We start from the raw sequence: 25723 nt of genomic DNA, 5'->3' as shown, positions 1-25723 counted from the left end.
GCTCTGGCGTTCCGCCTCGCGCGATCATGCTCTAGCGCCCGGTCGCGGTGAGAACCTGGCCGCTGAGCGCCCGGCTTTCCATCCCTCCCAGCAGGGCGAAGGCCCCGTTGACCATCACGGCATCGATTCCCTCGGGATACTGGTTGGGCTCGATGAAGGTCCCCTTGTCGATGACGGTCTCCGGGTTCAGCACGACGATGTCGGCAGCGAAGCCGGCCTTGAGCAGCCCACGGTCACGCAGGCCCATGACCTCGGCCGGCTTGCCGGTCATCTTGCGGATGGCCTCTTCCCAGGTCAGGCATTTTTTCTCGCGCACGTAACGGCCCAGAACGCGCGGGAACGCGCCATAGACGCGCGGATGCGGCTTGCCCTTGCCCATCAGCCCGTCGGTGCACACGTTCTGCTCCGGACGGCACAGGAATGTCTCGACATGCTCCTCGGTTCCGTAGAAGTCGAACATACCGACCGCGTTCTCCTCCTCGTAGAGCAGGTCGAACGTGGCGTTGAAAGGATCCTTGCCGCGCATCTCGCTGAGCTCGATGAGATTCTTGCCAATGGTATCAAGGTTCTTCGGGGTCTTGACGCTGGTGACGTAGATCTGGTCGAGTCCGGCGAAGTCGATGAAGTTGTCCCATCCGGGAATGCCGTTGCGGATATCCTCGATCATTCGCGTGCGCAGTTCCGGAGAGGCCAGGCGCTCGACCAGCTTGTCGGTGCCGCCCGCGTGCACCCATGGTGGCAGGATCACGCCGAGCATGGTGCTGCCCGCCACGTAGGGATACTGGTCGAAGGAGATCCGGATGCCGCTCCTCTGCGCTTCCTCGAGCATGCCGAGCATCCCGTCGATGAGGTGCCAGTTCTTCCGGCCGCAGACCTTCATGTGGGAAATGTGCAGCCACACGCCCGATTCGCGCGCGATGTCGATCAGCTCCCGGGTGGAGGCGATGATGTCGTCGGCCTCGCTGCGCTGATGCACCACGAAGATGCCGTCATGCTTCGCCGTCACTTTGCAGAGCTCGATCATCTCGTGGGTGTCAGCGAAGGCGCAGGGCATGTAGATGAGGCCCGTGGACAGGCCGAAGGCGCCGGCCTCGAGCTCGCGCTCGAGAATCCGGCACATGGCCGCGATCTCCTCGCGCCCGGCCTTGCGGCCGTCGAGCCCCATGGCCTCCATGCGCACATTGCCGTGCGGCACCAGATAGGCAAGATTGGTCGCCGGGCGATGCTCCGCCAGCAGTTTCAGGTAGCCGGCGGTGTCCCTGTATTTCCAGTCGATCTGGTCCGTGTCTCCGTCAAGGCCGGCGATGTTCTTGCGCCAGGCCGTGATGTACTGTTCAGGCAGCGGCGCCAGTGCAACCCCGTCCTGCCCGAGAAGCTCCGTCGTGATACCCTGGCGGATCTTGGCCGAAAGTGCGGGATCGACGATCGCGGCCAGATCGGAATGGGTGTGCGTGTCGATGAAGCCGGGACAGACGATGCGGCCGGTCGCGTCGTAGACCTGCATGCCCTCGGCCGGTGCAATGGTGCCGATCCCGGCGATGCGCCCGTCCTCGACCATCAGATCGGCGGCATAGCCCTGCCGTCCGGTTCCGTCGATGAGGGTGCCGTTCCTGAAAACTGTCTTCATCTTCCTCTCCTGCCGGTCCCGTTAGAGCCCGGAGCAGACGCTTCGCATCATGCCGTAGTAGCCCTGCGCGGCGCCGACGAGCTGGGGGATCTCGATGTATTCGTCGATGACGTGGGCGAGGGTCTCGCGCGAAGGGCCGAAGCCCACGGTGCGAATGCCGGCCTCACCCGCATAGTGGCTGGCATTGGTACAGAACGAATACTGGGTGATGGCCGGATCGATGCCCGCACTGCGCAGGCCCGCCAGGGCGAGGCGCACGAATTCGTCGCCTTCGTCGTAGGCCCAGCCCGGGAAAAACCTGTCGCTCTCGATGAGGGTGCCTGTGTAGCAGGTCTCGCGGCCATGGGCGAAGGAGACCGCGGCCTTAAAGTCGGGATCGGTTTTTGCGAGATCTTCGATGATGCGCTGCAGCGGCTCCAGAACGGAGGCCGGGCTCTCGCCGACCAACAGGCGCCGGTCGTAAGTGGCGCGACAGTACTCGGGCACGACCGAGGCGCCGGGATAGGGCGCCGACTTGATGTCGGTGAGTTCCAGGATTCCCCTGCCCAGGACCCGATCGCACGGCGGCTTCAGGGCATGAATGGCATCGATCAGCCGGGCCATCTTGTAGACGGCATTGATGCCGGCATCGGGATTCGCGGAGTGCGCCGGCTTGCCGAAGGTTTCGACGACGATTTCCGCGCGTCCTCGCTGGCCGATCTTAAGATTGAGCTCGGACGCCTCGCCGATGACCACATAGTCGGGGCGGTATTTCGCGCTGACCAGGCGGGCGGCGACGCCTTCGAAGCACTCCTCGTGGACGACGCAGGAAATGTAGATCTTCCCGGCGAAGTCCCGCTTGTGGTCCTGGGCGAAGAAGCCGCAGGCGGAGATCATCGCCGCGACCGCGCCCTTCATGTCGGAGGTGCCGCGCCCGTAGATCCTGCCGTCCGCGACCTCGGCGCCCCAGGGCTGGCGTGTCCAGCTCGCCTCGTCGACGGGCACGGTGTCGATGTGACCGTCGAAGAGAATCGTCCTGCCTGGGAGACGGCCGACGATGCCGCCCACCACGTTGCCGTAGCGATCGACGGCGATCTCGTCGAAGCCGTAGCGCGCCATCATTGCTTTGATGGCTTCGGCAACAGAGGCCTCCTTGCCGGAATAGCTCTTTTCACGAACTAAAATCCGGCAGTTTTCGATGATTTCCGATTGGCGCAAGTCGGTCAGCATGTTGGATATCTCTGGCGTGTTTCGATTCAGAATTGCTGGTAGCTGGGAATCTGACCGTCCCAGACGATGGAGCGGTAGCGCTGCGGGTCGGTGTCGCCCTCGGTGCTGACCACCAGGACGCGCGACTGCGCGTCCAGCCCCAGCGCCTCGCGCGTCTCCGCCCAGCACCCGGACTGCAGGAGGATCGACAGCAGACCGGTAGTCACCGCACCCGATTCCCCGGAAACGACGGCGGGGTCCCCGGGCAGCGGATTGCCCAGCACGCGCATGCCGCGCGTGGTGACGAAATCGGGGCACGAGACGAAGGCTTCGGCGTAATCGCGCAGGATGTTCCAGCCGATGGTGTTGGCCTCGCCGCAGGCCAGGCCAGCCATGACAGTGGCGAGATCCCCGCCAACCGTCACCGGCCGGCAGCCGGCGGTGACCGCCGAGCGGTACAGGCAATCCGCCGCTGCAGCCTCGACGACGATCACTCTGGGACGGTCCTTGCCCCACGCTGCGGTGACCATCCCCTGCACCATGCCGGCCAGCGAGCCAACCCCGGCCTGGATGAGCACATGGGTGGGGGGAACCTCATGCAGCTGCTGCATGGCCTCTAGCATCAGCGTACCGTAGCCCTGCATGATCCACAGTGGGATCTTCTCGTAGCCTGGCCAGGCAGTGTCCTGTACCACCAGCCAGCCATGCGCCTCGGCCTCCCGTGCCGTCATGCGCACGGCCTCGTCGTAGTTCAGGTCAACGATCTCCGCCTGCGCTCCCTCGGCCCGGATCGCCTCCAGCCGCTGTGGGGTGGTGCCACGCGGCATATAGACCACCGCCTTCTGGCGAAACTGGCGCGCCGTCCAGGCCACGCCGCGACCGTGGTTGCCGTCGGTGGTGGTGGCAAACACGATCGTTCCTATCTCGCCGCGAATGCGCTCGCTCGCGAGTTCGACGAAGGGGAGATCGTCGATGTCGCGGCCGAGCAGATCGGCGATGTGGCGCGCCATCGCATAGGCGCCGCCCAACACCTTGAACGCCTTCAGGCCGAAGCGTGCCGACTCGTCCTTGACGTGCAGGCTTCTCACGCCGAGCGCCGCGGCGAGATTCTCCAAGGAAACCAGTGAGGTCGGTGCATATCCCGGCATGGTGCGATGGAACCGCAGCGCCTTGGACAGCTGTGCGCGGGAGAAATCGGCGACGCAAGCCGTCGGGTCATCGTAAAACCGGGTTCTGTTGAGAAATACCTCGATCTGGCTGGGCATCGTTGTTCTTCCGTCCGATCCTGTGCTTTCCCGAACCGCGGCGGGCAGCGAAGGCGCCTGCGCTTCGCTCGCTCGGTTCTCAGGCGAGCCGAGGCACCGCAAACGCCGTGCCAGCCTCCGCGCCACCGGCGTATGCATTAAAAAAAACCCTTTGGAACAACGGTCTGAACCAGATCAACGGCGCCGGGCAGGCGTCTGGCCGGTGCATTCCCGCCTTTTCCTTATCATTTGCCTTATCATAAGATGATAATTAATTATCACGCTCTGGTACGGACCGGCATCGGGTCAAGAACGTCATGACAGCCCCTTCCATCCTGGCGGACATCCAGGAGGCCATCTGCAAGTATGCCGACGCCATCAGCGGCGTGACCGGGACCGACGTGGAAATCGTCGACGAGTTCATGGTCCGCGTCGCCGGCTCCGGCATCTACCGGCACATGCTCAACGAGAACATGGCCGATAACGGATATATCTACAGACAGACCCTGCACACCAAGCAGACCATCCTCGTCGAGAACCCGGGAGAGAACGCGGTCTGCAGCCATTGCGCGAAACGCCATTCCTGCCGCGAGTTGCTGGATCTCTCCACCCCCATCGTGCTCGACGGTCACGTGCTCGGCGTCATCGGCATCATCTGCTCCACGGTGGAGCAGCGCGGCGTGTTGCTCGAGAACATCGACCGGTTCATAATCTTCATCGAGCAGATTGCTGACCTGATCGCCGAGAAGGCCTTCGCGACCATCGAGCGCCGGCGCGACCGACAGATGGCCGAGGTGCTGTGCCGGCTGATCGAGGTCATCGACCGCGGCGTTGTGGTCGTCAGCAGCGACGGGATAATCCAGCAGGGCAACATGACTGCCGCCCGCATGTTCGGGCACGAGCGTGATCTCGCAGGATTTCGTATCGATATAGATCCAACTGGCGACGTTCTCTACGACTGCGAGGAGGCACGCATGACGCTGGAGGGCGGCTCGCGCCTGCACGCCCTCTGCCGACGCATCGTGCTGCCCCACTCCGACCGGCGCGACGTGACCGTCATCACCTTCCGCGAAGCGCGCGACTTCCTGCCCCAGCCCATCGCTGCGGCTTTGGAGACGCGCAGCCCCGCCAGGCTGCTCGGCCACTCGCCGGCCATGCGCGACCTGCGCAGCGCCATCGAGCGGGTGGCCCGCAGCAGTGTCTGCGTACTGATCACCGGCGAAAGTGGCACCGGCAAGGAAAACGTAGCCCACGCCATCCATCACACCAGCGCACGCCGCAACTCGCCCTTCGTGACCATCAACTGCGCGGCCATTCCCGACCAGCTACTGGAAAGCGAGCTGTTCGGCTATGTCAGAGGCGCCTTCAGTGGCGCCGATCCGAAGGGCCGCATCGGCAAGTTCGAGCTGGCCCATGGCGGCAGCATCCTCCTCGACGAGATCGGCGACATGCCACTCTATCTTCAGTCGAAACTCCTGCGGGTGCTGCAGGAGCACACCATCACTCGCGTGGGCTCCAACCAGGTGATCGACATCGATGTGCGGATCATCGCTGCCACCAACACGGATATCGAGGAACTCGTCCGCCGGGGACTGTTCCGGCTGGATCTGTTCTACCGCCTCAACGTCGTCCCGATCGTGATCCCGCCGCTGCGGGACCGGCGCGAGGACATTGCGGAACTAGCCCAGCATTTCGCCGACGAGATCGCAGGGCAGGCCGGCCGGCCACGGGAGAAGATCCCTGACGATGTCAGCAACGCGTTGTATTTCCATGATTGGCCCGGCAATGTGCGGGAGCTGCGCAACGCCGTGGAGTACATCGACGTCATGCGGGGAGAGGCCGGAAGCATGAACGTCAGCCATCTTCCGCCAGCGTTGCGGCGCCGGCCGCCATCGCCTGCGTTCCCCGTCTCCGCCACGGAGGACACCAAGGTGGAAACCCGGGTCAAGGTCCAGGTCGGCGAGGCAGAACGGATCGGGGCGGTGCTCGCGCGCCATGGCTGGAGCCTGGAGGGAAAGCGACGCGCCGCTGCCGAACTCGGGATCGGCATCGCTACGTTGTACCGCCGGATCAGGAGCCTGGGGTTGTCGGAGCGACACCCCTCTCCCCCGGGATTTGTCGCCTCCCCCGGCGGCACGAAAAAGGGCCGCGCCATAGGACGGGAGCTGGATTCAGAGGGCAGAGCGTCGGTTGTCAGATAAACAACGCGAAGGGTGAACGGGGCGGGAACGCGGTCATGCGGCCATCCTGCCGCGACCTTGGCGGAGAGGCCGGCGACGTCCCGCGGTGGCCGCGGCGCGGTCCGAGAGGAAGTCACCAGAGAAGCCGATGTGCTCCCAGGTCAGCGGCGAGGTGTGCGCCAGGAGTTCGTCCGGCACTGAATGGCCCCGGGCACGCAGGTGCGCAACCGCGTCGGCGATGTAGGTTGAGTTCCAGTACACGATGGCGGCGATCACCAGGTTCAGCGGGACTGTCTCATGATTGGGGGTCAGGCCGCGAGGGCTGCTGGCGGATGCTGATCGTTGGCGATCTGGAAGCGGTTCCCGAAGCCGGGACCGAAGGCACCGTTGTAGACAGCGCAGCGAATTTGCAGCAGAAGATCGGCACCGCGTCGGCTCCAGCGCATCTGCTGCGATTTGTTCATTCGGCGATTCACCAGGAAATCGGCGGTCCCTTCGGTAATGGCCGTCCCAACCCGCAAGCCGGCACGGTGACGTTCGGCGTAATTGACCATCCACTCAGCTTGGCTGACCAGATAGCCGTCCAGCGCCAATAACGCTGCCCACAGCTTGCGCGATGACGGCACGCGTGACGTCCGTTCCGTCGCCTCACTCTGGAAAGCGTGCATGACCTTGCGGATGCGCCCGATGCTGACCTGGGCATCCTTGGCCTTGCCGTTCCACAGACGCCAACGCAGCCGGTCGACCTCCGTCACGATCACGGCCTTTGCCTCTCGCCGTGCCGGTGTGTCGGTCGACAAAGCGCCAGCGGTTTGCTCCAGGTGTTGCAGCCGCATCGCGATGTGAAACCAATCGAGGATGGGGAGCTCGGCGACGCCGCTGGCGACCAGGATCGAGCGCAGACTGGCACAGCCGTCGGTGAAGCCGGTCAGTGTCGTGGCGTCGGTTCGACCGACGCTGTCCAGCCTTTGGCCGATCAGCGTCACAAGATCCGTCTCCGCTCCGGCTACGGATCCGAACACCTGTCGATTGCCCGCGTCGGTCTCAACGTTGCCGACCCTGACTTCCAGATGCCGCTCGGTCTTCTCGCAGCTGCGGATGAACGTCGAGTCCACGCTGATGGAAATCGCCGTCGCTGGCGTTACGGACGGGGCCACCGGGCGATGCCGCAACTGCTCGCCAAGCATCATCGTATGGCGACGCAGGGTCTCGTGAGTCTTGCCAGCCTCAATCGGGAACATCTGCTCCAACACGCCGGTCGCCACGCGGTAGGTCATCAGCGCCGAAAGATGGGCCTGCAGGCGATCGAGTTCAGGAGCCGATCGGCAATGCGACGGCCAGTCAACACCGCCCTTGTATCTCGACAGGCACCCGAGCGCGTAAGGTAACGCGCTCGGGAGCGGAAGGGAGCCCGCCTTGCCCTGGGGTGATCGAGCCCGTGGTCGAGCATGGTGCCCCTTCCGCGGCTATGTCCGTAAGCCCGAACAGTCGCCAGGGACGGCGCAAGTCGATCCCGCATACGCAAGGACGGGTGATGGACCAGACGGCTCAAGAGCAATCGGCGTTTGTTGGTATCGATGTCGCCAAGAAGCATCTTGATGTGCATGTGCTACCGGCAGCGACCAGTTTTCGTGTGGGCCGGGATGGCGCTGGCCTCGATGATTTGCGTGATCGGCTGCAGGGCCTGTCGCCTGTTCTGATCGTCCTGGAAGCGACCGGGGGATACGAAACGGTTGTGCTTGCCACTTTGGCTGGCGCTGGCCTGCCCGTGCTCGCGGTCAATCCTCGCCAGATCCGTGACTTCGCCCGCGCCTGCGGTCAGTTGGCCAAGACTGATCAGCTCGATGCCGCCGTGATTGCCCGTTTCGCCGAACGCATCCGTCCGGAGCTGCGGCCGCTCCCCGACGCCGCAACCCAGATGTTGGGCGAGATCGCCGCGCGGCGCCGCCAGATCATCGACATGATCTCCGCCGAAAGCATGCGCCTCAAGCAGGCCGCCGCGCGCAAGGTTCAGCGCAGAATCAACGCCCACCTTGCCTGGTTGCAGCAGGAACTCACCGACATCGACACGGATCTCGATAACGCCATTCAGGAGAGTGCCGTTTGGTCGCACCATGAGGCGTTGCTCGATGCGGTGCCAGGGGTGGGCAAGACCGTCGCCCGTACCCTGCTGGCCGAGTTGCCGGAACTGGGGACCCTCGACCGGCGGCAAATCTCTGCTCTCGCCGGTCTCGCGCCATTCAATCACGATAGCGGAACCCACCGCGGCAAACGAAGCATCCGTGGCGGACGCACCGTCGTGAGGTCGGCTCTCTTCATGGCGACCTGGGTCGCCACACGCTGCAACCCAGTCATCAAGCCGTTCTACGAGCGCCTGATCGCCTCAGGCAAGCCTCGCATGGTCGCCCTCGTCGCTTCCATGCGCAAACTTCTCACCATCCTCAATGCCATCATCCGGGACCAGAAACCGTGGCAAGCCGCTTGACACGCAAGACAGTCGCTCGACCCCGCCACAGCCGCCGCAGCGGAACCGCGGCAGCCGTACGATCACCTGGCCGAACAGGGTTGCAATCCGATGCTGGCGGTAGTCCTTCATGTGACAAGCGCCGCCGCAGGATCGGCAAGTCGGCCGCCGTACAGCATGTTCCCTGGTCTGGGCAGCGACCACCGCGCGCTGGATGGCGGTCAGCAGTTCCTTTGCCTCAGCCAAGTTCAGACCCAGATTGGCGATGTCGCGAAGATCAGCCGGCTTCGCAATCTCCATCACGTCCGTGCCCTGGCCATCGCTATCAGCACCGGTCTCCACCAGCCGTACAATCCATGCCACCCGCGCCATCCCACCGAGAGAATAGTGCCATAGATTATCACCTATTTGTTCCCACCCCCAATCATGAGACAGTCCCTTCGATGTCCGCAGATGGTCCCAGTGCTCGGCAGGGAAGTCGTAGAAGCTCAGGAGCGGATCACGGTCCTTGAGCAGGCAGGCGACCGCCTTCGGGTATTTCGGCGCATACTTCTCCGCGAACGTGTCCACCGCCGCCTCGGCGGTGGCGCGGTCCGGGGCTTGCCAGATCTCGCGCAGATCCCGCTTCACCGCGGGCTGGACGGATTTCGGCATCTTGTCGAGCACGTTGGCGATCTTGTGCACCCAGCAGCGCTGATGCCGGGTGCTCGGGAACACCTCCGCGAGCGCCTTCCAGAAGCCCAGACTGCCATCGCCGGTGGCCAGCTTCGGGGCGATCGCCAGGCCCCTGGCCTTGAGGTCCACCAACAGCTCGTGCCAGCTCTGCGCGCTCTCGCGCACCCCCACCTGAAAGCCCACGAGTTCCTTCTTGCCTTCTGGCGTCGCGCCGATCACCACCAGCATGCATTCCGCCTGCGGCTCCATGCGCGCCTGCAGGTAGATGCCGTCGGCCCAGAGATACACGTACTGCCGCGCCGACAGGTCGCGCCGCTGCCAGCCCGCGTAGTCCGCCTGCCACGCGTCGCGCAGCCGCGCGATCACCGCCGGCGACAGGTTCGGCGCGTCCGGGCCGAGCAAGGCCGTGAGCGCCTCCTGGAAGTCGCCCATCGACACCCCGCGCAGGTAGAGGATCGGCAGCACCGCATCGAGGCTGCGCGTCCGCCGTGCCCAGGGCGGCAGCAGCGCCGAGGTGAAGCGGATCCGCTCCGCCGCCGAGGCCGCACCCCGATCCCGCAGCTTCACCCGCCGCACCGGCCCGATCCCGGTCTGCACCTGGCGCTCCGGGCCGTGCCCGTGCCGCACCAGCCGCTCGCGACCGTCCGGCAGCCGCAGGCCCCGCATCGAGGCCAGGAACGCCTCGGCTTCCGCCTCCACTGCCTGGGCCAGCAATCGCCGAGCACCGCTCCTCAGCACCGCTGTCAGCGGATCGTCCACCTCCTCGGGCTGACGCAGGGGAATGACCTTGCTATCGTTCGTCACGGCGTATCGCTCCTTCGGGAGGTTCTGGCAGGCTCGTCACCCACCTCGATACGCCGCCTGCTTCAGGCCGCCATCACCCAGTTTCCCCCATAGCTCGGCGTAGCTGATGATCTCGGCTGGGAACCGGTATCCCGGGTAGGTAACGGGCTCGGAGGTCATCTCGGCAGAATGCCCCAGCCGTATCGTTCCGGGCGGAGGCCGCGAACTTGACAATGCCGATGGCGATGATGAGGAAAGGGCAGGTTCGCAGGATCGACGGTCGGGACATGAAGGCCCAGGCTGCATTCATCGCCAGCTTGTTCGACATCGCCGCCTGAATCTCAGTTCGCCCAAGGAAGCGCTCGAGCTGTTCACCGAGTTTGCAACAGAACCCGGAAGACGCCATCCCGTTCAGGAACGCCCGGAACTGCCGTCGCCGTATCGCGCCCCTGCGGCAAGAATGTCTTCCACCTCTTCGGCAAGCCGCTCGGCGTCGATCGGCTTGCGCAGGATCGCGAGAGGTTCACCAGGTCCGCCGTCGGCCGGTCTCTTCCGCGCGCTCTCGACGTGTCCCGTCAGGACGAGCGCCGGGAGCCCGCGCCGTCGCTCCCGGGCATGCCCGATGAGACTCAGCCCGTCCATGCCCGGCATCGACAGGTCGGTGACCAGGGCGTCCACCGGCTCGCCCTCATCGAGCAGGGCGAGCGCCTCACCGCCGCTTTGCGCCACAAGCACGGAGAGACCGGCATCTCCAAGACCCGCGGCGAGGGTTTCGCGCACCATCTCCTCGTCGTCGACGAGGAGAATCCGTATCGCCGGCTTTCCGATGGCCCCGGGTTCGCGGACGGCGTGCCGCGTCGCCGCCGTCTGCTGGTCGCCCTCCGCGACCGGCAACCAGAGCGTGACGGTGGTGCCGCAGCCCGGTTCGCTGTCGATGGCGAGACCGCCACCGCTCTGCTCGGCGAACCCCTTGGCCATCGACAGGCCGAGGCCGGTGCCCTGGCCGACCGGCTTGGTCGTGAAAAATGGTTCGGCCGCGCGCGCCAATGTTTCGGGTTCCATGCCGGCGCCGTCGTCGTGAACCTCAAGCCGGGCGTAACGGCCCGGCCTGAGAGCCGCCGGATGGATCCCGGCGGTTCCGACTGTCTCCGCGACGGCCGAAAGGGTGAGCGTGCCGCCCTTCGGCATGGCGTCACGGGCATTGGTCGCGAGGTTTATCAGCGCCGTCTCCAGTTCCTTTCTGTCAACAATCACGGCGGGCAGCATCGGCTCGAGTTCGACGCGCACGATGACCTGTCCGCCGAGGGTGTGAGTCAGGATTTCGCGCAGGGCGTCCAGCATGGAGGCGGGATCGATCCGCTCGGGATGAACTCTGCTCCGACGGGCGAAAGCCAGCAGACGGTAAGTGATGGTGGAACCCCGCTCGGAAGAACCGATGACGATGCGAGCGAACTTGCGGACACTGACCGGGTCCGCGGCGCGCTTCTCGATCAGGTTGGCGGCGCCTTGCACCGCCTGGAGGATGTTGTTGAACTCATGGGCGACGCCGCCGGCGATCTGTCCGAGCGCCTGCATGTGCCGGGCATGCTTCGCGCCCTGCTGTGCCGCCTCCCGCGCCGCGATCTCCTCGCGCACCCGTTCCTCCAGGTGCCGGTTCAGCTCGGCGAGGGCGGTTTCGGCCTCACGCTGCTCGGTGATATCGGTGTGCACGCCGACCCATTCGCGGACCCCGCCGCCGTCATCCGGCACCGGGATCGCCCGGACGGCGAAGTGCCGCCAGGAGCCATCGTGGCACCGCAGCCGGTGCTCGAAGACGAACGCGCGGCGCCCGGCGACTGCCGCGTTCCAGGCGTCGACGGTCGATTGCGCGTCGTCCGGATGCACGGCGTTCGCCCACCCGCGGTCCTGGTATTCGTCCCGGCTTTGCCCGGTCAGCGCCGCCCATCCGGGCTGCTCGCCGACCATCCGGCCGTCGGCGCTGGTGGTCCACAGGATGCCGCGCACGGCCCGCACGGCGGCGCGGAACCGCGCCTCGCTCTCGGCCAGCGCCTCGTCCGCGCGCAGCCGCTCCGTGATGTCGCGTCCCGTGACGACCGAGCCGACGATCCTGCCATCCCCGTCCCGGATGGGCGCCAGATTGTAGCTTCCGACCCAGCTTTCACCCGTGTCCCTGCGCCGGAGGCGGTACACCGCGCCCACGGCCGTCTCGCCGCGGAGCGCCCGCGCGCCCGCCCATTGGTCCAGGCGCGCCGGCTCGCCCGTCTCCAGGAAGACCTCCAGGATGGCCGGGCACTCGGAGAGGGTCCTGGCGCACTCGTCCTTGCTCCGGAACCTGTGGAACGACGCAAAAGCGTCGTTGAGGTGGATGAAATTGCCGTCCGCGTCGGAGATGGACACGGCGTCCGCCATGGCCGCGAGCGCCGCCTCCAGCCTCGCCTGGCTCTCCAGCAGTTCCCCGTATGTCCTGGACGCCTTGGCCTCGGCGGCACGCAGGTCCTGTTCCGCCTGGCGCTGCCCGGTCACGTCGCGGAAGAACACGGTGATGCCGCCGTCAACGAAGGGAAACGCCCGCGCCATGTAATGGCGTCCCTTTGGCTCATAGAATTGCTCGACTTCAACGGGCACCCGTTCGGCCATGCAGCGCCGGTAGGCCGCGAACAGGTCGGTGCCGACAATGCCGGGAAACGCCTCCCAGAACATCTGCCCGACAAGGTCCCGCCCGTCGGACATCAGTGCCTCGGCGCGACTGTTGAGGAAGGTGAAGCGCCAGTCGCGGGACAGTGCGAACACGCTTTCTCCCGTGCTTTCCAGCGCGGCCCGCACCGCGCGGTCGCGCTCCAGCGCCGCGTTCGCGGCCTGGAACTGGGAAGGTGATGGCAGGGCCAACGCCTTCCGCATCAGCGGCCAGAGCGCCACTGCCGTGACGCCGGACACCACGGCCGTCGCCGCGTCCATGACGGCTTTCAGGCCATAGGCCGGCACCCACAGCGTGAGCAGATCAAGCCAGTGGCCCGTGCCGCAGAGCAGGATGAAGGCGGCGAACAGCCAAAGGACGGGACGATAGACGAGGTCACGGCGGCGGGCGGCGAAGTGTGCGAGAGCCAACGGAATCGAGAAGTAGGCCGCCCCCACCCCGGCGCTGGCGATGGACTGCGTCCAGATCAGCCAGGGTTCCCAAAGCAGACAGAACCCGTGCGGTGTGAAGGATGACGCATCGAACAACGATTGGGCGATCATTTGGAACATGTGCCGTCACCGCTGCGGTCAGGAGGAGTCGCAACCATGGATTGACGTGGCGGATTCGATCGAATGGATGTTCCGCCAACGGGAAGGCGCCACAATCAAAATTGCATTCGCAATAAGATTGCTGTGCACCGCAGCCTTACCTCGTCACCTTGACACATGTGATGTGACTTTGGCGAGTGCGCCTCAATCTGGATCATGCGACGGCAGGGGACTTATTTGCCATCACCAGTCAATTGTTGGGATGGAAATAATGACCGCGCCTGGACAGCCAGGATTTCGTGCTCGCGGCGGTTCCGGCGTGCCGCGACAGGCAATGTCCTGTCAGCGCGGGCAGGTGGGCGAGGGATTGAAGGTCCGAGGAGTTTTCCCGTGTCCGGACGGCTCCCCGCCTGCCGCCCTGTTGCCGGAGCCACGGCGGCATCCATTGCCATTCCCAAACCGATGACATGACGACGGCGCCAGGGACGCGGAGCGCGGCATGATTGTTGTCGTTCGGGTCCGGAAAACCGGACCTTCGGCTGGAAACTCGTTGGCAAGGACGTTGGATGAGCTGGCGGAGAGATACGAGACGAGTGAATGCACCCTGCTCGAGAGCGAGGAGCGCTTCCGCGCCACGTTCGAACAGGGCATGGCGCATGTCGGACTGGACAGCTCCTGACTGCGGGTCAATGCTCGGCTGTGCGCGATTCTCGGCCATCCCGAGGCCGAGTTGCGCGCCCTTCGCTTCCGGGACATCACCCATCCGGACGATCTGAACCTGGAAGATGGAAAAGCGGCATCTTTGCAAGCACGGGAACGTGGTCTGGGCCAACCTCACGGTGGCGCTGATGCGCGACGGCGCGGGCCGGCCCGAGCGGTTCATTTCCGTAGTGGAGAACATCGACGCGCGCAGGCGTGCCGAGGCGGCGCTGACGGAGAGGGACGCCCGATCCCGGAGGTCCCGGGGCGTCTCGGAGGGATTTTCGGGTGTCGGCGGCACCTCCACCGCGGCCAGTTGCTTTGCCGCCGCGGCCAGCGTGCCGGGCAGCGTCGCGGTGTCGCCCTGGTCGGCGGCATGCACCTCGGCTGCGACCACCGCCTCCGTGTCGAGGTCGACCGCATGCTCCGGCTCAGGATCATGCGCGCGGGAACAGGGGGCCGTTTGAGCGTGTTCAGCGCTTCCTGGCCGTTCCGGCCACCTGAACCCCGTAGCCTTCCATCTCCAGGAATGCCTCGACGGAGGCCCTGATGTTCTCGCCCTCCTCAACCAACAGTACCATGCTCATGCGTCCGCACCTTCCATCGACGGCAGCTCCACGGCGAAGACGCTGCCCTCGCCCGGCGTGGACACCAGCCGCACGTGGCCGCCAAGGATCCCGGCAATTTCCCTGACCAGGGTGAGGCCGAGCCCGACTCCTGGCGCATGCTTCCGGTCGACCTCCTCCAGCTGCTCGAACGGCTCGAAAATCCGCTCCTGGACTTCGGCCGGGATGCCGGGGCCCGTGTCGGCAACCTCGATGCGCACGTGCCCGCCCGCTCCCGAGACGCGCGCCGAGACTTTGCCCCGCCCGGTGTACTTGACCGCATTGTCCAGCAGATTGCGTACGATGATCCGGACCAGGGCCGGGTCGCTCACGACGGGCGGCACATCGCCGTCCGTCTCGTCGACGACATCCAGATCCCGCCCATCCGCCCCGAGCGCTGCGTCCGCGCAGGCCGACGCCATCAGCCCGGCAAGGTCGAAGCGCTCCGGCCGGACCGTCAGGCGTCCGCTTTGGAGGGTGCTGTAGTCGAGGAGCGAGCCGACGAGGTGCGACAGCCTCCGCACGGCGGCCGCCGTGCGCGACAGGACCTTCTGCTGCTTTTCGTCGAGTGTCCCCCCGAACAGGCGCCGGAGCAGCCCCACCTGAAGCTCCAGTTGGGTCAGCGGCGTCCGCAGCTCGTGCGACACCATGTTCAGGAACGCGGACTTGGCCCGCGACGCCTGCTCCGCCCGGTCCCTCGCCACCCGCATGTCGTCGGCGGCGGCGCGGAGGCTGCGGTTCAGCGACGCGACCTCGCGGGCGAGCTCCTCCAGGTTCTCCTGGCGGCTGTCCAGTTCGGCCCGCAGGAGGTCGCGGGCCCGCTTGACCTGCAGCAGGTTGGCAACGCGCGCCCGCAGTTCGTCGGCGGCGAAGGGCTTGACCAGGTAGTCCTGCACCTGTCCCTGCAGCAGGCGGATCCGGAGCGGTTCGTCGGCACGGGCGGACAGCACCATGACCGGGATGTCGGCGAGGTCGCCGCGGCCCCGCAGCTCGGCGACCATCTCATCGCCGCTCATCCGCGGCATCATGATGTCGGTCAGGATCAGGTCGGGCCTGAGGCGCTCCGCGGCGGACAGTCCCTCTTTCCCGTCCCCCGCGAGAGCGGTGCGCGCCACGGACTTCAGCGCGGCGGCGACGAAGACGCGGAGGTCGACGTTGTCCTCGACGACAAGGACAAGCGGAAGCGCCTCGTCCGAGGTCGCCTCGGCAGGCGCCTCCTGGGGCATCTGCACCCCGGTCGGGAACGTTTCCGTCTGGTGATCCGGCAGTGAAAGCAGGCCAAGGCGGCCGAGCGGTTCCTGCCGTGCGACCGGCGTTCCTTCAGGCGCCGCGAGGGGCAGCGCGACCCGGAACACGGCCCCGGTTCCGCCGGAGGCATCGCCCACAGCGATATTGCCGCCGTGCTGCGCGACGAACTCGCTGGCGATCGCCAGCCCGAGGCCGCTGCCGCCGCTCCGGCGGGCGTCATCGCCCTGCACGAACCGCTGGAAGATTTTTTCCCGCATCTCCCGGGGGACGCCGGGGCCGTTGTCGGTGATCTCGAGGATGCAGCGGCCTCCGTCGGCTTGCAGGGTCACCTCGACAGCTCCGCCACGGTCGGGAACATGCTTGAAGGCATTCGAAAGGAGGTTGAAAAGCACGCGGCTGATCTTGGCGGAGTCGACCTGCGCCGTCAGGACGTCAGGAACCGCGACCCGCAATCCGATGCCCCGCTGCGATGACGCTGCCACGAAGTGGTCGGCGACGAAGCGTGCCAGGCCGGCCAGGTCGGTCTCGCTGTATTCCAGGGGCGTGCGCCCCGCATCCAGCCGGGAAAGGTCGAGCAGGTCGTTGACGTAGGCGAGCAGGGTCTGCGCGTTCCGGCGCACCACGCCGAGCGCGCGGCCCCATTCCGGCGGAAGGCGGCCCGAGGCGAGCAACTCGTCGACGGGGCCGAGGATCAGCGTCAGCGGCGTGCGCAGCTCATGGCTGACATTGGCGAAAAAGCGGGTCCGGAACCCGTCCATCTGGCGGATCTGCTCCAGCGCCTGCTCCAGCTCCAGGTTCTTCTTCGCCAGTTGTGCCTCGGCGCGCTTGCGCTGGGTGATGTCGAGGTTCACGCCGACCCACGAGGTGATCCGGCCTTCGGCGTCACGGACCGGGCGGCCCCTGGTCAGGACGGTGTTGATCTCGCCGTGCCGGTCGATGATCCGGTGCTCGTAGTCCCACAACTCCCCGGTGCGGATGCAGTGCATCCAATGCTCCAGCATCGGACCGACATCCTCCGGCGGCAGGCGCTTGGTCCAGCCGAAGTCCTGCTGCTCCTCGCCGGTCATGTTGAGGAGTTCCAGGAAGGACGGGCTGACGTAGCGGGCGCCGCCCTTTTCGTCGCAGAGCCAGACGCCGAACGGGATCGCCTCCCCCATGGTCCGGTACTGCGCTTCCGACTCCGCCAGCTCCTCGGTGCGCTTCACGAGCGCCGCCTCGGCGACTTTGCGCTCGGTGATGTCCTCGACGACCCCGATCATGCGCCTGGAGTGCTCGCCGGGGCCGGCCGTGACCAGGCCCCGCGCGCTGACCCAGCGCTCGGGGCCGTCCGGCGGGATGACACGGTACTGGACGGCGTAGGTCTCGTCCCCGGTATGGGCCTCGGTGAAAGCGGCGACCACCCGGTCACGGTCGTCCGGGTGCAGCAGCGCCTTCCATTGCTCCAGGCTGGCGAGCGCCTCCGGCCCCGGCACGCCGAACACCTGGACGGCCCGCGGGGAGACCGTGAGCGTCCCTGTCCCGAAGTCGAACTGCCAGGTGCCGAGCTGAGCGGCATCGAGAGCGAGCCGGAGCCAGTCCCGGTCCCGCTCGTCAGGCGGAGCCGACGCGGCGGTTGCTGTCTCCGGCCTGGACATCGAAACCATCGGCGACCTCTCTTTGAGGAACTCGGAGCACTGGGAACCACTGCGGCGGATGGAACCTGCCCGGCAGGGCTGCCGCCGCGCCAGAACCGCCCGCCATCCGGCATGCGCTTATCCGTCCCTTCGCCCGGCGGCCTGGGCGACCGCCGCAACCAGGCGAACGGGATCGAAAGGCTTCTGGACGAACTCCAACGCTTTCAGGGTTTCCACCTCGGCCGAAGGCACGTTGACGCCGGAGACGACGAACACCGGGATGTTGCGCAGCTCCGGCGCGCTCATCTGGGCCCGCCTGAACTCCCATCCGTTCATCCCCGGCATCATCAGGTCGAGGATGATGGCGTCCGGCCGGACCCCGGACGCCAGCAGCTGCAGGGCTTCGCGGCCGTCCGCCGCCCCGACCGCGCGGATGCCCTCGAGGTCCAGGAAGTCCGCCAGGGACTCCCGCAGGGATTCGTCGTCCTCGACCACCATCACGGTGACGTCTTCCCTGGGATGCGCAGCGGGGGCCTGACCGTCGCCGGACGCGGCTTTCCGGCCGCTGTCGGGGTTCCGCGCGGCTTCGAGGCTGGCTCGGATGCGCGCGGCCAGGGCGCGGCCCGCCACTGGCTTGCGGACGAGGGCGAAGGAGTCCCCTGACGAGAGCGCCGCCCGCTCGCCCATGTAGCCGGTCAGCAGGAAGCAAGGGAGCCCGGGCCGCAGATGGCGCGCCTGCCGGATGGTTTCGACGCCATTCATGCCATACATGGACAGGTCGCTCACCAGCGCATCCGCCTCTTCCCCCGACTGCAGCAGTTCCAGCGCCTCGGCCCCGCTGGCCGCGACAAGGGTGGAAAAACCGACATCCTCAAGCTGTGCCGCCAGCGTTTCGCGCACGAGCTCGTCGTCATCGACCAGAAGGATTCGCGCGCCGCCGCCGGGCCCGCCGCGGTAGTCCTCTTCCCCGGCCTGGGCATGGTCCGCGAGGGACGCGGCCTGCGGCAGCCAGAGGGTGACCGTGGTGCCTGCGCCGGGGGCGCTGGTGATCATGAATGCGCCGCCGGACTGCTCGGCGAATCCCTTGACCATCGGCAGACCCAGCCCCGTCCCCTGGCCCGGCGGCTTGGTGGTGAAGAACGGCTCCGTCACCCGGGTGAGAGTCGCCTCGTCCATGCCGGTGCCGGTGTCGGCGGCGCTGATCCGCACGTAGTCGCCGGGTGTCAGCCCGGCCGGGTGCGCGCCGCCCTCACTGACGTTCTCGGCCCGGGCCGAGAACGTCAGGGTGCCGCCCTGCGGCATGGCGTCCCGGGCGTTGATGCCGAGGTTGACCAACGCCGTCTCGAGCTGGCCCCGGTCGGCCATCACCGGCGGGATGTCGGCGGGCACCTCGCTGCGGACGCTGATCGGGCTGCCCAGGGTGTGGGCGAGCACGTCGCGCATGCCTTCCAGCAGCCCGGACACGGGAACCGCTTCGGCGCGCATCTCGCCGCGGCGGCCGAAGGAGAGCAGGCGCTGGGTGATCGAGGCGCCGCGGGCGGCGGCGTCGATGGCGGTGCGGGCGAGGCGGCGCGTCTTGTCGCGGTCCTCCGGCCACTGTTCGATCAGCGTCGCCGCGCCCGAGACGGCCTGCAGGATGTTGTTGAAGTCGTGCGCGATGCCTCCCGCGAGCTGGCCGAGCGCCTGGATGCGTTGGGCGTGGGCGGCGCGCGCCTGCGCGTCCTCGCGGGCCGCCACCTCTTCGCGCACCCGCTCCTCGAGGCGTCGGTTCAGTTCGGCAAGCTCCGCCTCGGCCCGCCGCTGCGCGGTGGTGTCGGTCAGCGCTTCCATGACTGACAAGGGCTGCCCGTCCGGGCCGCGTCGCAGCGCCTTGCGGGCGGAAACGATGAGTTCCCGGCCGTCCCTGGTCCGGTGCCGCAGGTCGCCGCTCCATTCCCCGTCACGCTCCAGCGCCGCTTCGACCTCGGCCAGCGCCACCGGGAAGACTGTCCGCAGCAGATCGTGCGACACCCGCCCGACCGCCTCGGCGGCCGTCCAGCCGTAGAGACGCTCCGCACCCTTCGACCAGAAGTGGATGGTGCCGTCCGGGGCGCGTGTCATGAACGTCCCGAGGTCGAGCGTCTGCACCAGATCGTGCAGCCTCGCCTCGTTTTCGGCCAGCGCCGCCTCGCCCTGTTTGCGCGTCGTCACCATCTCGGCGGCCAGCAGGGCGCCGCCGGCAGAGCCGTCGGCGCGGCGCCAGGGTGTCATCTCCCATTGGACCCAGTCGATGCGGCCGTCCGCGTGCGGGTACTGGTCTTCCCCGGCCGACAGCGTTTCCCCCCCGATCACGCGGCGGTTGATCTCTCGCCAGCGCTCGGGAATATCCGGGACGACATCGTAGTGGCTGCGTCCGATCACCGATTGCGGGTCGAGGACCCCGTCCAGGGCGAAGTCGCGTAGGAAGCGGCGGCTCACTGCGAGGTAGCGCATCTCCGTGTCAAACATCGCGATGGCGGCCGGGGCGCGGTCCACGAACAGCCGCAGCCGCGCCTCGCTTTCGGTGACCCGGGCATTGGCCGCCGTCAGTTCCGCCGTGCGCGCGGCCACCGCCGCCCCCAGCCCGGCATTGACCGCGGCGAGCCGGGAAGAGGCGGCCGCGCGCTCGGTCACCACGGCGGCCATGAGCTGCGTCATGGCGACGGCGACGAACAGGAACATCTGCAGGATCAGAGCCTGGCCCGCCGGGTTCAGGCCCGGCTGGAGGTAAGGCCCGGCCCCTGCTGCCATCCCGGCCGCCGCGGTCAGAGCCAGGAGCGCCGCTGCGGCGGTGGCTCCGAACTGTCCGTGGCGCAGCGCCACCCACATCAGCGGCGGCAGCGTCCAAAAGGTCGGCCGCATCGGGGAGAGCGGCAGCCAGAAGACCGCGGCCGTGCAAGCCACGACTGCGGCAAGGGCGGCGACAGCTTCCAGCAGCCGCCCTTTCGGCAGCTGTGCTGCCAAGGCACTCCTCTCCTTCCATGCCCGGACAGCGGCCAGGGTGAGCGGCGCCGCGACGGCAATGCCGACCGCGTCGGCAACCCACCAGACGGGCCAGACCTCGGCAAAAGAGGCTCCGGCCAGGGCGGCAACCGCGGCCGCGCTGACCGTCGCCCCCGCCACTGGGGCGGCCAGTGCGGCGGCGCCGATGGCCAGGGTGTCGCGCAGGCGGCAGGCTGGCTCGATGCCGCCGCCGCTTCCGCGCAGGACCAGGCGGATGGTGACGGCCCCCGCCACCGCCTCCAGGCCGCTGGCGGCCACGGTGCCAAGCGACAAGGCGAGGGGTTCGGCCAGGAGCCACACGTGGGCGGTGATGCTGGCCGCGCCTGCGGCGGCGATCAGCGCGGGCCAGCGGCGGGGCGGCGCCAGCAGCAGCGCCGCCACATACAAGCCTGCTCCCGGCCAGAAGGTCGCGACCGCTGACGGTCGGAGGGAGAGCGCGTGGCCGAGCAGGACCGCGGCAAAGTAGGCAATGCCGAACAATGCCGCCGCCGCCTGCCCCCGCCAGGCGGCGGCGGCCGTATCCGGACCCTTGTCGGCGGAACCGGGTGCGGAGACACTGCTGCTTGAAAATGCGCCTGGCGCGGATTCGTTCATCACCGTTCCTCCGCCGTGGGGCAGCTCAGACGGGCAGTCCCGGACGCACCGGCGTCCCCGCCAGTGGCATCCCGCAGAAGCCGCACGAAGCGGCGTCGGACGGCCGCGTGGCATCGCAGGCGGCGCGCCCGAGACCCAGACCCCTGCGGTCCAGGACATGGACGCGGCCGCGGCGGATGCGGGTCAGTTCCTCGGCCTGAAGGGAGAGCGGGGCCTCACCAGCCGTGACCCGACGTACGGCCAACATCCCGGCCAGGAACTCCTGCGTCAGCGGCAGCGCCGGGTTGCCGCCGGGGGCGCGGTCGAGCGCGGTCAACAGCCAGCTGGCCAGGCGCGGCCGGCCCCGGTGCGCGGCCATGCAGGCAACGGACTGCGGGTCCGCCGACATCGCCGCTTCGGCATGGCGGGCGAGCTGGTGCCGCAGCGGGGGCGAGGCGGAAGCGGCGGCGGCCGGCACCGGAACCAACACCAGCACCCGCTCCGCCTTGCCAGGGACCTGGACAAGGCCGCGGGCGGAGGCTTCGACCGCGGGATCGGCGGGATCAACGCCGAAGCCGACCGCCCCCTCCCGGCCCACCGTCATCGTCCCGGCCTGCCTTCCGGCAGCGACAGGATCGGCGACACCAAGGTGCCCGCATGGGGAAAGTGGACGTGCGGGGGAACCCGGCCAGGCTCGAAAAGCATCTGTCCCCGCAGGAGCGTCACTTCCTCCAAGTTCGGCGCGGAGCGGTTGTGGTCGCCGCACGGGAGGTGCCCGAGCAGAAGGTTGCCGTTCGGAGACGACGCTCGCGGCAGGATGCCCCAACGCGGAGCTAGGTCTGGCCCGATGTCGTCCGGCATGCCGACTGTGTATTTATTGCCAACCATCAAGTTGTTATTTCTGCAAGGCAGATCAACTTGGCATGAATGCGCCACGGCGGCGAGAGGTTGTCTGCTCAGTGGACGGCAGAAGGAAGCAAGTTTGCGTTTTTGTGGTCGACGCTATGTTGGAAATGACATTGGCCAGCCAGGAGTTATGATCCGATTCCTCGTCAGATGACCCAACGCACGTTGAGATTGTGTTTTGGAATAGCCGAGGTGCGTGTGAGTTCATGCCGCTGTCCGGCCGAGCCGAATGGACGGGCGAGGTGGTCCATGATCGGGCGAAAAACTGGGCGCCGACATGGACCGCCGCTTCCCAGAACCCGGAATTTGGCACGCTGATGCCTGGGGCCGTCCACCCCATCTGTTTTGAACGGGGCGGTCGTCAACCTCCTCGCGAGTTGCACGGACGCCAAACTGTTGGATTGGCGGAAATTTTCCACCGTGAGTCCTGCCGGACCCATGCCACTACGGAACGGCGTCTCGCAGCGAGGTGGCACATCTCCGCGCCGAGCAAGCTTGCCGCCGGACGGCAGAGGATGCCCCCTCCGGAGTGGAAATTCCCGCGAGACAAATTGGCCGGCCTCAGCAAATTCCAAATAAGAACAACAAGGCTAATAATGAAAAATTAAATCGTGCGATTAGTTCATACTTTAATTGCATTAAATAACGGTGGAAATGAATGGATGGTGAATATATTTTCAAAAACTCATTGAGCCGACCAAGTTTGGGAGTGTCCGCCATGAGCGGCTTCTTCGAAACAGGCGTCCGAGGTCGGGTTCGCTTGGCGGCGGCGGCCATCTGCATTGCACTGGTTCCACTGGCCCTCTGGCTGTGTATGGCCGTTCGTGCGCGGACCAACGAGTTGCACGCGGCCTTGTCAGTTCAACGCTACAGTGTCGAAGTCGTCAGCGAGCATGTTCTGAAGCTGCTGGACACCCAGGGGCTGCTCATCGACATCGTTGAGCGCGTGGTGGGCAACCGTGACTGCCCGGCCTTGCGTTCGGATGCCCAATTTCAGGATCTGTTGCGTCTGTCCGCCCAGGAATCTCCGGACGGCACCTCGCTATGGATCGTCGATGCAGATGGATACATCTGCATGGTAAGTGAGCCTAAATATGTGGACGAGCGCAATCGCAGCTTCCGTGAATATTTCAGCGGGGCGCGGGATGCCGGTCCAGGTCATCATTATGTAACCCGCGCCTTCATGGCGATAACCCCGCCGGTGCCAACCTTCAATATATCGAAGGCCCGCTGGAAAGACGGGGTATTCAACGGCGTCATTGTCGCCGCGCCGAGCCTCGCCAATCTGATTGAATATTGGAACAAAATACTTGATCCGGCCACTGCGCAACGCATCAGTCTGTTCCGGCCAGACGGAGCAACGATCGCCCGGTCGTGGCCGCCGCTGGTGCCCCTTGCGGATGCCGAGGTCGAACGCCGGGTCGCCGCGGCCTTCACCGCTCCTGACGGCACGAACAGAGGCCATTCCGTAGTCGATGGCAGGCCGCGCATCGGCGCCTGGCACACCCTGCCGAACTGGAATGTCGTGGTTTCCAGCAGCGCGAACGAGATGGAAGTTATGGCACCGTGGCGCAAGGCGACGCTCATCCAAGGCGTGCTGACGTCCATCATCTCCGCGCTCCTTGGGACAACGGCCTGGTTGCTGTTGCGGGGACGGCAGGTGCTTGAGCAGACCGTTGAAGAACGCACGCGCGCTCTGGCCGGGAGTGAGGCGCGCCTCAAGCTGGCGACCGAAGGAGCGGGCGTCGGCACCTGGGAACTGGATTTGGCCTCGGGGCGCGGTCGCCGGTCGCCCGAGACGATGACTTTGCTTGGCGTGCAGTCTTCGGAGTTCACGTCCGGGAACTGGTTGGAGGAGGTGGTTCACCTGGAAGACCGGCCGCGCTTCGCAGCCTGCTGGGCGCGCGCCACCGAGGATGGCGCACCCTACGAGATTGAGTTCCGGTCTGCCGCCGCTGCGGAGGATGGCGAACGCTGGCTGGCCGCGTACGGGCGGATTGAACGCGGCGCCGATGGGCGGCCGGTCCGGGCCGCAGGCATTCTGATCGACGTGACGGCCCGCCGCCGCGCGGAAACCGCGCTCGGAGAGCTGAACCGGCAGCTCGAGGAGCGGGTGCGGACGGAAGTGGCGGCGCGAGAAGAGGCACAGGCGCGCGCCGCCCACGCCCAACGGATGCAGGCGCTCGGCCAACTCGCGGGCGGCATCGCGCACGACTTCAACAACGTGCTCCAGGCGGTGCAGAGCGGCGCGGAGATGATCGAAATGTGCTGCGAGGAGCCGGAGACCGTGCAGGAGTTCGACCGGATTGTACTCGATTCGGCCCAGCGGGGCATGGCCATCACCCGTCGGCTGCTCGCTTTCTCCCGGCGCGGCGATCTGCGCGCCAAACCAATCGACCCTGTCAGGCTGCTGGACAGCATGCGCGATATCCTGGCCCAGACACTTGGCAGCCCCATCGCCGTGCGCATCGAAACTCCCCCGGGGCTGCCCGCGGTCATGGCTGACCGTGGCCAACTGGAGACCGTGCTGGTCAATCTCGCCACCAACGCCCGCGACGCCATGCCCGACGGCGGCGCCCTCACCCTGGGGGCCATGCCGGAGGACGTCCGGGCGGATGCGGTTCACGGGATGGGCCTCAGGCCCGGACGCTACGTTCGCCTGTCCATCGCCGACACCGGCACTGGCATGGATCCGGAGACACTGGGGCGCGCCATGGAGCCCTTCTTCACCACGAAGTCACGGGAACATGGCACCGGCCTCGGCCTGTCGATGGCCAAAGGTTTCGCCGAACAGAGCGGCGGCACCCTGGAAATCGAAAGCGCGCCCGGGCGCGGCACCATCGTCACGCTCTGGCTGCCCGCCGCCGACGCGCGGACGGAAGCGGCGTCGGAGCAAACCGGGCCAGCGCCCGCATCCGGGCGGGCGCACCGGGTCCTGTTGGTGGACGACGAGGCGTCGGTGCGCCGGGCCCTGGCCGCCGGACTCGACAAGGCCGGGATCGCCGTGCTGGCCGCGGAGAGCGGAATGGAAGCCATAACCATGCTGGACAGGGGAGAAACCGTGGATGTCCTGGTTTCCGATTTGTCCATGCCCGGCATGGGCGGGCTGACGCTCATCCGCGAGGCGCATCTGCGGCGTCCCGGCCTGCCGGCCATCCTGCTGACCGGCTACGTGGGTGAGGCTGCCAATCTTGCGGCCGACGGAGCGCCGTGCGGCGCCTTCTCCCTCCTCCGCAAGCCAGTCAGCACCGCCCACCTCATCGACATGATCGAGGCATCATTGGCCGCCAGGGCGCAGGAAAGAAGTTTGTTGCACTAATAATTCAATCGGTTGACCTCTTCAATAAGCCGAAAGCCGATCTGTATTATCCTGAAGATGGATATTCTCAGGATATAGAAGATCTTGCAGTTTCCAGAGTTCCCATGCGGACACAATTCCGGCGGGAAACCAGGCATGGCCGAACGCCCCTCACGGGTTCGGCACCCCCTTGGCGCGTCTGGCCGTCAGAATGCGTTTGACGGAGTCGGCTTTCCTGTCGCCGTCCAGGCACCGGATGCCCACCGGGGAACGCGTCGGCCAGAAACCGGATGGCGGGGCCAATCACGGCCAGCAGCCTGATGGCTGTTCCCGAACGCGGGCGCGCGTCAGGAGAACTTTGGCCAACACCGTCA

General features: G+C 66.8%; 13 protein-coding genes and 2 pseudogenes. 5 read left to right on the top strand and 10 right to left on the bottom strand.

What is annotated here, in order from left to right:
• Positions 1 to 31: 31 nt before the first annotated feature.
• Genes NBY65_RS30145 through dpaL form a run of 3 tightly spaced genes read right to left on the bottom strand, consistent with a single transcriptional unit; the run spans position 32 to position 4080 of the window.
• The gene (locus NBY65_RS30145) at positions 32 to 1627 is read right to left on the bottom strand and encodes an N-acyl-D-amino-acid deacylase family protein (RefSeq protein ID WP_150045752.1); all 1596 of its coding nucleotides are present in this window, start codon (positions 1625 to 1627) and stop codon (positions 32 to 34) included.
• A gap of 21 nt (positions 1628 to 1648) precedes the next feature.
• A complete protein-coding gene (locus NBY65_RS30140; RefSeq protein ID WP_150045751.1) occupies positions 1649 to 2836 on the bottom strand; it encodes a YgeY family selenium metabolism-linked hydrolase in 1188 nt (395 codons plus the stop codon).
• Positions 2837 to 2862: 26 nt separating this feature from the next.
• Positions 2863 to 4080, bottom strand: coding sequence for a diaminopropionate ammonia-lyase (gene dpaL, locus NBY65_RS30135; RefSeq protein ID WP_150045750.1), 1218 nt, complete (start codon positions 4078 to 4080; stop codon positions 2863 to 2865).
• Positions 4081 to 4445: 365 nt separating this feature from the next.
• On the opposite strand from dpaL, the gene NBY65_RS30130 reads away from it, so the two are divergent.
• On the top strand, positions 4446 to 6260 hold the full coding sequence (locus tag NBY65_RS30130) for a sigma 54-interacting transcriptional regulator (protein WP_250265969.1): 1815 nt from the start codon (positions 4446 to 4448) through the stop codon (positions 6258 to 6260).
• A gap of 33 nt (positions 6261 to 6293) precedes the next feature.
• Here the strand turns inward: NBY65_RS30130 and NBY65_RS30125 are convergent.
• Together NBY65_RS30125 and NBY65_RS30120 are read right to left on the bottom strand one after the other, a co-directional pair.
• Positions 6294 to 6524: pseudogene (locus NBY65_RS30125) on the bottom strand (Tn3 family transposase); the annotation flags it as partial.
• 23 nt (positions 6525 to 6547) lie between these two features.
• Positions 6548 to 7516: a hypothetical protein gene (locus tag NBY65_RS30120; protein ID WP_250266001.1), complete on the bottom strand. Its 969-nt coding sequence runs from the start codon at positions 7514 to 7516 to the stop codon at positions 6548 to 6550.
• A 257-nt stretch (positions 7517 to 7773) separates the two neighbouring features.
• Between NBY65_RS30120 and NBY65_RS30115 the strand changes: the two genes are divergently transcribed.
• A complete protein-coding gene (locus NBY65_RS30115) occupies positions 7774 to 8724 on the top strand; it encodes an IS110 family RNA-guided transposase (protein WP_150045431.1) in 951 nt (316 codons plus the stop codon).
• Positions 8725 to 9144: 420 nt separating this feature from the next.
• Here the strand turns inward: NBY65_RS30115 and NBY65_RS30110 are convergent.
• Positions 9145 to 10182 (bottom strand): annotated as a pseudogene (locus tag NBY65_RS30110) (IS256 family transposase); the annotation flags it as partial.
• Positions 10183 to 10572: 390 nt separating this feature from the next.
• Positions 10573 to 13398, bottom strand: a complete 2826-nt coding sequence (locus tag NBY65_RS30105) for a PAS domain-containing protein (protein WP_456313406.1) — start codon at positions 13396 to 13398, stop codon at positions 10573 to 10575.
• Positions 13399 to 13936: 538 nt separating this feature from the next.
• Here NBY65_RS30105 and NBY65_RS34185 point away from each other — a divergent pair.
• Together NBY65_RS34185 and NBY65_RS34180 are read left to right on the top strand one after the other, a co-directional pair.
• On the top strand, positions 13937 to 14065 hold the full coding sequence (locus tag NBY65_RS34185; protein ID WP_408895484.1) for a hypothetical protein: 129 nt from the start codon (positions 13937 to 13939) through the stop codon (positions 14063 to 14065).
• A 106-nt stretch (positions 14066 to 14171) separates the two neighbouring features.
• Positions 14172 to 14552 (top strand): PAS domain S-box protein, encoded by a 381-nt coding sequence (locus tag NBY65_RS34180; protein ID WP_150045429.1) that lies wholly within the window; start codon positions 14172 to 14174, stop codon positions 14550 to 14552.
• Positions 14553 to 14668: 116 nt separating this feature from the next.
• Here the strand turns inward: NBY65_RS34180 and NBY65_RS30095 are convergent, their stop codons facing one another.
• From NBY65_RS30095 to NBY65_RS30085, 3 genes are all read right to left on the bottom strand, one after another.
• A complete protein-coding gene (locus NBY65_RS30095; RefSeq protein ID WP_150045428.1) occupies positions 14669 to 17581 on the bottom strand; it encodes an ATP-binding protein in 2913 nt (970 codons plus the stop codon).
• Positions 17582 to 17689: 108 nt separating this feature from the next.
• Positions 17690 to 21166: a response regulator gene (locus NBY65_RS30090; protein ID WP_250265967.1), complete on the bottom strand. Its 3477-nt coding sequence runs from the start codon at positions 21164 to 21166 to the stop codon at positions 17690 to 17692.
• Positions 21167 to 21191: 25 nt separating this feature from the next.
• On the bottom strand, positions 21192 to 21749 hold the full coding sequence (locus NBY65_RS30085) for a Crp/Fnr family transcriptional regulator (protein WP_150045426.1): 558 nt from the start codon (positions 21747 to 21749) through the stop codon (positions 21192 to 21194).
• Positions 21750 to 22769: 1020 nt separating this feature from the next.
• Between NBY65_RS30085 and NBY65_RS30080 the strand changes: the two genes are divergently transcribed.
• Positions 22770 to 25370: an ATP-binding protein gene (locus tag NBY65_RS30080; protein ID WP_162530879.1), complete on the top strand. Its 2601-nt coding sequence runs from the start codon at positions 22770 to 22772 to the stop codon at positions 25368 to 25370.
• The last annotated feature ends 353 nt before the right edge of the window (positions 25371 to 25723 follow it).

The sequence above is a fragment of the Rhodovastum atsumiense genome, from assembly GCF_937425535.1.
GTDB classification, from domain to species: domain Bacteria; phylum Pseudomonadota; class Alphaproteobacteria; order Acetobacterales; family Acetobacteraceae; genus Rhodovastum; species Rhodovastum atsumiense.
The sequence above is the reverse complement of the archived record's forward strand: the minus strand, read 5'-3'. Positions and strand labels throughout refer to the sequence as shown.